This window comes from Tepidiphilus baoligensis (assembly GCF_012911495.1).
Lineage (GTDB): Bacteria > Pseudomonadota > Gammaproteobacteria > Burkholderiales > Rhodocyclaceae > Tepidiphilus > Tepidiphilus olei.
In genome coordinates this window covers 38,790-46,738 of sequence record NZ_JAAAUB010000016.1, presented here as the reverse complement: position 1 = coordinate 46,738, position 7,949 = coordinate 38,790, and the positions used below count along the sequence as shown (strand labels likewise).

General features: G+C 55.2%; 9 protein-coding genes. All 9 read left to right on the top strand.

Translation table 11 applies throughout. The features are described from left to right. On the top strand, window positions 1-294 hold a 294-nt coding region (locus tag GV368_RS09695), incomplete at its 5' end, for a UDP binding domain-containing protein (RefSeq protein ID WP_328514255.1). Between the two features lie 29 nt (window positions 295-323). Beyond that, window positions 324-1,265 carry a Gfo/Idh/MocA family oxidoreductase gene (locus GV368_RS09690; RefSeq protein WP_169116379.1) on the top strand — a complete coding sequence of 314 codons (942 nt, stop codon included), beginning with the start codon at window positions 324-326 and terminating at the stop codon, window positions 1,263-1,265. Then, entirely contained in the window at window positions 1,266-1,856 is a 591-nt protein-coding gene (locus GV368_RS09685; protein WP_169116378.1) for an acyltransferase, read from the top strand. Between the two features lie 2 nt (window positions 1,857-1,858). Further along, complete coding sequence (locus tag GV368_RS09680; protein WP_169116377.1) at window positions 1,859-2,062, top strand: hypothetical protein; 204 nt, start codon at window positions 1,859-1,861, stop codon at window positions 2,060-2,062. A gap of 461 nt (window positions 2,063-2,523) precedes the next feature. Beyond that, window positions 2,524-3,645, top strand: coding sequence for a DegT/DnrJ/EryC1/StrS family aminotransferase (locus GV368_RS09675; protein ID WP_169116380.1), 1,122 nt, complete (start codon window positions 2,524-2,526; stop codon window positions 3,643-3,645). 29 nt (window positions 3,646-3,674) lie between these two features. Continuing rightward, window positions 3,675-5,063 (top strand): oligosaccharide flippase family protein, encoded by a 1,389-nt coding sequence (locus GV368_RS09670; protein ID WP_169116376.1) that lies wholly within the window; start codon window positions 3,675-3,677, stop codon window positions 5,061-5,063. Window positions 5,064-5,262: 199 nt separating this feature from the next. Next, window positions 5,263-6,405: a non-hydrolyzing UDP-N-acetylglucosamine 2-epimerase gene (gene wecB, locus GV368_RS09665; RefSeq protein ID WP_169116375.1), complete on the top strand. Its 1,143-nt coding sequence runs from the start codon at window positions 5,263-5,265 to the stop codon at window positions 6,403-6,405. Window positions 6,406-6,534: 129 nt separating this feature from the next. Further along, entirely contained in the window at window positions 6,535-6,693 is a 159-nt protein-coding gene (locus tag GV368_RS09660) for a hypothetical protein (protein ID WP_169116374.1), read from the top strand. Between the two features lie 54 nt (window positions 6,694-6,747). Continuing rightward, entirely contained in the window at window positions 6,748-7,884 is a 1,137-nt protein-coding gene (locus GV368_RS09655; RefSeq protein ID WP_169116373.1) for a glycosyltransferase family protein, read from the top strand. Window positions 7,885-7,949 lie beyond the last annotated feature (65 nt).

Below are 7,949 nucleotides of genomic sequence, written 5' to 3'. Positions count from 1 at the left end.
CCCGACCTGAGAAACACCCGCGTGATCGACCTCATCGCCGAACTCCAAGACTACGGCATGCAGGTCGACGTGCACGACCCCTGGGCCAACCCGGAAGATGCGCGGCAGGAATACGGCCTTGAACTCACCCAGAAACCCCAGCTCGGCAGCTACGATGCCATCGTGCTCGCCGTGGCGCACCGGCAATACCGCGAGATGGGAGCAGGGGCGATCCGGGCGTGGCTGCAAGAGGATGGGGTGCTCTACGACGTTAAACACCTTTTGCCACTCGAAACCGTGGAAGACAGATTATGAATCCCGCAACTCAAGAACAAAAATCCCCTATGAAAACTTTTGCTTTGATCGGCGCTGCCGGCTACATCGCCCCACGGCACATGAAAGCCATCCGCGATACCGGCAATGCCCTCGTGGCCGCCCTCGATCCCTCCGACTCCGTCGGCATCATCGACAGCTATTTCCCCGACGCGTACTTTTTCACCGAATTCGAGCGGTTCGACCGCCATCTCGACAAATTGCGGCGCAAGGGCGAGGGGGTCAATTACGTCTCGATCTGTTCGCCCAACTATCTCCACGACAGCCACATCCGCTTCGCCCTGCGCTCGGGGGCCGACGCCATCTGTGAAAAACCGCTCGTGCTCAACCCCTGGAACATCGACGGTCTGCTCGACATCGAGCGTGATACCGGCCGGCGCGTGAACACCATCCTGCAGCTGAGGCTGCATCCGGCCATCATCGCGCTGCGCGAGCGGATGCAAACCACCGGCCGGGAGCGCAAGGCCGACGTCGATCTCACCTACATCACCTCGCGTGGTCGTTGGTACCTCCAGAGCTGGAAAGGGGACGAACGCAAGTCCGGAGGAATCGCCACCAATATCGGCGTGCATTTCTTTGACATGCTGCATTTCGTCTTTGGCGCCCTGCAGGAGAATCGCGTCCATCTCAAAACGCCCACCCGAGCGGCCGGCTACCTCGAATACGAGCGCGCGCGGGTACACTGGTTTCTCTCGCTCGAGCTCGAAGATGTTCCCGAAGACGCCCGCGCCCAAGGAAAACGTACCTGGCGAGCCCTCACCGCCGACGGCGAAAACGTCGAATTCTCCGACGGATTTACCGACCTGCATACCCGGACCTACGAAGAAATCCTCGCCGGGCGCGGATTCGGGCTCGAAGACAACCGTGTGGCCATCGAAACCGTCGCCCACATCCGCAATGCCGAAATCACACCTGGCGGCGAGCGCCATCCCTTCATCGCACGCGTGAAATAAATGGACAGACCGCACCTGACCATCCATCCCAGCGCCATCATCGACGACGGCGCCCTCATCGGCGAAGGCACCCGCATTTGGCACTGGGTGCATGTCTGCGGCGGCGCGCGGATCGGAAGAAACTGCACGCTCGGGCAGAACGTCTTCGTCGCCAACCGTGTCATCATCGGTGATCGCTGCAAAATTCAGAACAACGTCTCCCTCTACGATGGCGTCACCCTGGAGGACGACGTTTTCTGCGGCCCCAGCATGGTTTTTACCAATGTCCTCAACCCCCGGGCTTTCGTCGAACGCAAGAACGAGTATCGACCGACCTTGGTCAAAAAAGGAGCCACGCTCGGAGCCAACTGCACCATCGTCTGCGGCGTCACCCTTGGCGAATACGCCTTCATCGCTGCTGGCGCCGTGGTGACCCGCGACGTTCCGGCCCATGCGCTGATGATGGGCGCTCCCGCCCGGCAGGCCGGATGGATGAGCGAATACGGCGAGCGCCTCCCTCTGCCCCTTGCCGGACGTGGCGAATACCGCTGCCCGCACACGGGAACCCTGTACCGGCTCGACGGCGACCGGATCACGAAAGAGGAGCCCTAAACATGCACGTCGAAGTCCTTGCCTTGGAGGGTAACGTGCCCGCAATTCCCGATCTTGCCCCGGAAGTGCGTGAGCGCGCCCGCGCGGTCCGGGCCCGGCTCGATGCCATCCGCCACCAATCCCCGCCGCCGGATGAGCGGTTGCCGGCGATCACGGACGAACAGCTCGAACGCATCCGCGCCTTCGACCTGCGGGAAGACCGCTGATGGACCTGCTGCTCGACGTCAACGTGGCGATCGACAGCTGCCTCGGACGGCGTCCTTGGTGCGAGCTGACCGATCTCGCCATGGCGAAGTGCCAGATCGAAGGCGGCCGTCTCTGGCTTCATGCCGGAAGCGTGCAGACGCTCGAATACGTTGCCCGGGCCGAGCTGGCCCGCATGACGGCGGAAGAAGGCAGGGCGCTCACGGCCAGGCAGATCGCCTACCAGGCACGGGCGCTGCTCTCTGCCTTCGCCGAAGACAAGCACTGGCTTGCGGCCCTCGCGGACGAAGGAAACGTGTTCGCTGCTGAGGATCCGGAAGACGAACAGCTGATCAAGGCCCTGTCCCGCTTCCGCGAAGGGGACATCCGGCTCCTTACCCACGATGCCCGCCTCCTGCAGCAACATCCCGACAAGACCATTTCTCCGGAAACCTTCCTGCGCCAGCCTGCCGCCCCGCGGCCCATCGCATTCATCGATCTCGAACGCCAGCAGGATGCCCTTCGTCCCCTGCTCGAGCGCAACATCCATCGCGTCCTTCACCACGGTCAATACATCCTCGGCCCCGAAGTAGCTGAGCTTGAAGAAAAGCTCTGCGCCTACACCGGTGCCAGGCACTGCATCACCGTGGCCAACGGCACCGATGCGCTGCAAATCGCCCAAATGGCGCTAGGCATAGGCCCGCGTGACGAAGTCATCACCCCAGGATTCACCTTTATCGCCACTGCCGAAACCGTGGCCCTGCTCGGTGCCAAACCCGTATATGTGGACATCGACCCACGCACCTACAACCTCGACCCCGCCCTGCTCGAAGCCGCCATCACGTCCCGTACCAAAGCCATCATCCCCGTGAGCTTGTACGGTCAGTGCGCCGACATGGACGAGATCAACGCGATCGCCGCCAAGCACGGTATCCCCGTGATCGAAGATGCCGCGCAAAGTTTTGGCGCCACCTACAAAGGCCGTAAAAGCTGTAACCTCTCCACCATCGCCTGCACCAGCTTCTTCCCCAGCAAACCGCTGGGCTGCTACGGCGACGGCGGCGCCATCTTCACCAACGACGACGCCCTGGCCAAAATCATCCGCCAAATCGCCCGCCACGGCCAAGACCGCCGCTACCACCACATTCGCGTAGGCGTCAACAGCCGGCTAGATACCCTGCAAGCCGCCATCCTGCTACCCAAGCTGGGGGTGCTGGACGAAGAACTGGCGGCCCGTCAGCAAGTGGCCCAGCGCTACACCCAGCTGCTGAACCAGACAGGTATCATCACCACGCCCCATGTGGAAGCGCACAACCAAAGCGCCTGGGCGCAATACACCATTCAGGTGCCCAACCGGCAGCAGGTGCAAGAGCAACTGCAGCAGGCCGGCATACCCACGGCGGTGCACTACCCCATTCCGCTCAACAAGCAACCCGCCGTGCTCGATGCCTGCGTGCAGTTGCCCGTAGGCGACGCCGTGGCGCAACGTGTGCTCAGCTTGCCCATGCACCCACACCTCGATGAAGTCAGTCTGGCACGTATTGCTGCAGCCGTGCTGAAAGCCATAAAGCAGGCGCACAGCCAATCACAAGAGGCTGCACCATGACAAAAAACGCCAAATAGCAGCGCCTGCGTATGAGTTTACCGGCCCGCATCAAAGCACTTATCCAGCGCCACCTGCCACGCCACTCGTTCGTGCGCAGCGTGGGAGTGCTGGCCGGAGGGACAGCGCTGGCACAAGGAATCGGCTTGCTCGCATTACCGCTGATTACGAGACTCTATACGCCACACGATTTCAGCATTTTGGCGGTTTTTTCATCGATAGTGGCAATAGCTTCGGTTCCCATTTGCCTTCGCTTCGATATTGCAATTCCACTGCCAGAAAAAGATGAAGATGCGGCAAACCTTTTTGCGCTTTCCGTATGTTTTTGCACTTTGCTGAGTGCTTTATGCTTCCTAGTAATTCTGGTATTTTCTGATAAACTAATTGAAATAATCAATCAACCTGCCTTGCAACCCTATGTTTGGTTACTGCCTTTGGGGATATGGTTATCAGGGATTTATTCTGCAATTCAATTTTGGGCGACGCGCAAAAAACGTTTTTCCGCAATTGCCAAAACCAGGCTATCACAAATAATTAGCAGTACAATTACCCAAATTGCATTGGGAATCTCAGGTATACTTGGTGGCGCTGGCTTGCTGATTGGTCAAATTATAAGCAGTAGTGCAGGCTTTTTAGGGCTAGGGCGCTTTGCCTGGAAGCAAGATCAGGCTTTGCGAGACTCCATTAGCAAAAAAAGCATGGGTAGATTACTAAAAGACTATTCGCGATTCCCTAAATATTCCACGTTCGAAGCTCTGGCAAATATTGCTGCGATTCAATTTCCCATCATCATCATTGGCGCTGTTGCAACGGGACCAGAGGCTGGTTACTTACTACTGGCAATGAAAGCAGCAGCTATTCCGATGGGTTTGATTGGCGCTGCTATATCGCAGGTCTATTTGTCGCATGCGCCCTTAGAGCATCGCGAGCTTCGCTTGGCGGGGTTCACCGTTGGTATTTTGAGCAAATTGGTTAGAATTGGATGGGGGCCGCTGCTATTCATTGGCATCACCTCACCAGTTGTGATTCCGCTCATTTTTGGGAAAGAATGGCATAGGGCAGGCGTCATGATCGCCTGGATGACTCCCTGTTTTTTGCTACAACTCCTGGTGTCGCCAATTTCCATGGCTTTACACATAGTTGGCCACCAAGGTCTTGCAATGATGAATCAGTTTTTTGGGTTTGCTTTACGTGTTGGCTTTACCGTATTTGCTGCAAATATGGCAACGAACCTTATATTTGAATATTACGCAATTTCCGGAATCCTTGTCTACGGCATATATTTCGCAGTAGTGTCTTATGCCATAAAAATTAGACCAAATGAATTTCTTAAAGAAATAAGGTTTTCAGCGGTACATTGCATTCCTTGGGTGTTGTTCGGTTCAACATTTTTTGTTGTGGGTAATTTTTTTCTGGCTTAGTAGTTTAATTATATGGAATTATGGCATCCATCTGGCCGTATTAGAACGTATATATCAATTCACAGTCACGTGCTGGCGCTGATTTGTAGGGCTTGAAAGACGCCTGCCGTGCCGTACAGGGGTGTTTCACGCTACTCTGGCACAACTCGCAATTTACGAGCGCATCGGAGCGCAATTTGTATGAAAAGGTACTGTCTGCATGAGCCAAGCCATCTCCTTCCGTCCTGACAAAAAAATCCTCACCGTCCTGGGCGCGCGCCCGCAGTTCATCAAGGCCAGCGTGGTCAGCCACGCCATTGCGACCACGCCGGGTCTCACGGAAGTGTTCGTGCACACCGGCCAGCATTTCGATGCTAATATGTCCGAAGTGTTTTTTGCCGAGCTGGGCATGAAAAAGCCCGACTACTTTCTGGACATACACGGCGGCACCCACGGCGCCATGACCGGACGCATGCTCGAGGCCGTAGAGCAGGTGTTGCTACAAGAAAAGCCCGACATCGTGCTGGTCTATGGTGACACCAACTCTACCCTTGCGGGTGCGCTGGCCGCGGCCAAGTTGCACATCCCCGTGGCGCACGTAGAGGCGGGTCTGCGCAGTTTCAACATGGCCATGCCCGAGGAAATCAACCGCATTCTCACCGACCGCATTTCGCAATGGCTCTTCACCCCAACGCGAGCGGCCAGTGCCAACCTGCAGCGCGAGGGCTATCCCGCAGACAAAATCATCGAAGTGGGTGACGTGATGTATGACGTGGCCCTGCATTACGGCAGCCGCGTAACGCCAGGCACCGGTCTGATGGCCCAGCTGGGTCTGACGGAAAAAAACTACGTGCTGGCCACCGTTCACCGCCAAGAGAATACCGACCACCCCGAACGCTTGACCGCCATCGTCGAGGCCCTGATCGCCACCGCGCACACCTTGCCCGTAGTCTGGCCCCTGCACCCGCGCACGCGCGCCGTGCTGCAACAAACCGCACAGTGGAGCGCCCTGGCGCAGCATGTGAAGCTGATCGACCCCGTGGGTTACCTCGACATGGTGCAGCTCGAAAAATTTGCGGCGCTGATCGCCACCGACTCGGGCGGGGTGCAAAAAGAGGCGTTTTTCTACAAGGTGCCCTGCGTGACGCTGCGCGATGAAACCGAGTGGGTAGAGCTGGTGGATGCAGGGTGGAATTGGCTTGCACCGCCGACCATCGCAGGCGCGGTGCAAGCGGCCATTGCAAATGCGCTGGGTAGCCGCGGGCAGGAGGTACAGCCGTATGGGGCGGGGGATGCAGCGGAGAAAATCGTGAGCTTCATCGGAAAACTCGATCAATCCCCATTTTCCGAAAACCCGCGGTGAAACAGGCTCTTCATGACACGCAGCGCTGAATTCCACACGATTGCCACTCGTTCTCGGGCACCTCGAAAAACCCCTGCCCTTTCGCCTCTGATAAAATTCCCCTGTCCTGATTCGTGAGGAGCCCGAACGATGACGCGCCGCACTGCGATCCAGTCCGATCTCTTTGCTGCTGAGGAGCATCGCGCCAAGCTCGAGCGGCTCGGTGATCCCCTGCAGGCGGAACAAATCAAGATAGTTGTCGGGTCCCCAACGATTGCATTGATCCGCGACGTCGTGCATTATTCTTGAGTCGTGAGACGATGCGCGAGTTAATCTAATAGATTATTTGATAATAGACATTTTTTGGAATTGAAAATGCGTATTGTAACCCTTTCAATGACAAGAGGACTTCCATCAGGAATTGTTGCTCAATTGGAATATGAAAATTCTGCTGCACAAAAAAATGCATCTGTAAACTGGAAAACGGTTTTGCTGACAACGGAGAATGGTGGGCCATCCTTCGCCCAGAGAATACCATGGATGTTTAGACCCATGTTCTTGAGAAATTTTTACTGCTGGATTGTTTGTTTGAAATTGGCAAAAGAATCCGATTTTGTGCTCATGCGGCACATTCCTTTTGATCCTTTTGTTTTTATATTTGCACCGTTTGTGAAAAACAGGATTTCTGTGCACCATTCCGACGAAATTCGGGAACTTCCTCTTGTAGCTCCAGGGTGGAAGGGAAGGATGGCTTCACTTCTGGAACGTGTGAGTGGAAAATTTTCCCTGAAATTTGTAAAAGGTATATTGGGTGTAACACGCGAAATAGCAGAAAATGAACTTATCCGATCCGGGCGGAAAATTCCTTCGGGAGTATATCTGAACGGAATTGATGTTGACGTTTTCCCTTTGGCGGATGACAGGAGAAACGACAAAAAAATAAACATAGTTTTCGTTTGCAGTGTTTTCTCGATATGGCACGGCTTGGACAAGCTGATAAAATCGATTGAAAATTTTTCTGGTTCGACCCCGCTTCCCGTGATTATTCATCTTATAGGGGAAATCGATGAAATCCAGAAAAAGGAAATCAGTTTGCTCGATTCCCGTGTCTGCATAATAATGCATAGCAGCATGAAAAAAAATGACATAATGGAGGTCTACTCTGTTGCGGATGTTGGATTGGCTTCTTTGGCTTTGGAGCGTAAAGGTATAACTGAGGCAACTACCCTGAAAGTCAGGGAAATGCTTGCTGCCGGTGTTCCGGTATATTCGACTCACAGGGATTCTGCATTGCCGGATAATTTCCCCTATTATTTCATGAGAGATGACATTGTTTTTGAAGATATTGTCGAGATTGCGATAAAATCAAAGTCTTTTCGCCGGTCTGATGTAAGAAATATTTCCATTCCCTATATTTCGAAGCAAAACTCCATGAATGCTGTATGCGTGTGGTTGGAGAATTCATTTCGAGATTGCCGTCGTTCTGTTGTTGGCAGGTGAGCAATGTGCGGTTTCGCCGGTTTTTTGGGAACGAATCTCCCCGAGCAGCCCGAATCGGTGCTGCG

Bases quoted from the DNA above. Each gene is read 5' to 3' on its own strand.
- GV368_RS09690 (WP_169116379.1), top strand. From the start codon at position 324: ATGAAAACTTTTGCTTTGATCGGCGCTGCCGGCTACATCGCCCCACGG.
- GV368_RS09685 (WP_169116378.1), top strand. From the start codon at position 1,266: ATGGACAGACCGCACCTGACCATCCATCCCAGCGCCATCATCGACGAC.
- GV368_RS09680 (WP_169116377.1), top strand. From the start codon at position 1,859: ATGCACGTCGAAGTCCTTGCCTTGGAGGGTAACGTGCCCGCAATTCCC.
- GV368_RS09670 (WP_169116376.1), top strand. From the start codon at position 3,675: ATGAGTTTACCGGCCCGCATCAAAGCACTTATCCAGCGCCACCTGCCA.
- wecB (WP_169116375.1), top strand. From the start codon at position 5,263: ATGAGCCAAGCCATCTCCTTCCGTCCTGACAAAAAAATCCTCACCGTC.
- GV368_RS09660 (WP_169116374.1), top strand. From the start codon at position 6,535: ATGACGCGCCGCACTGCGATCCAGTCCGATCTCTTTGCTGCTGAGGAG.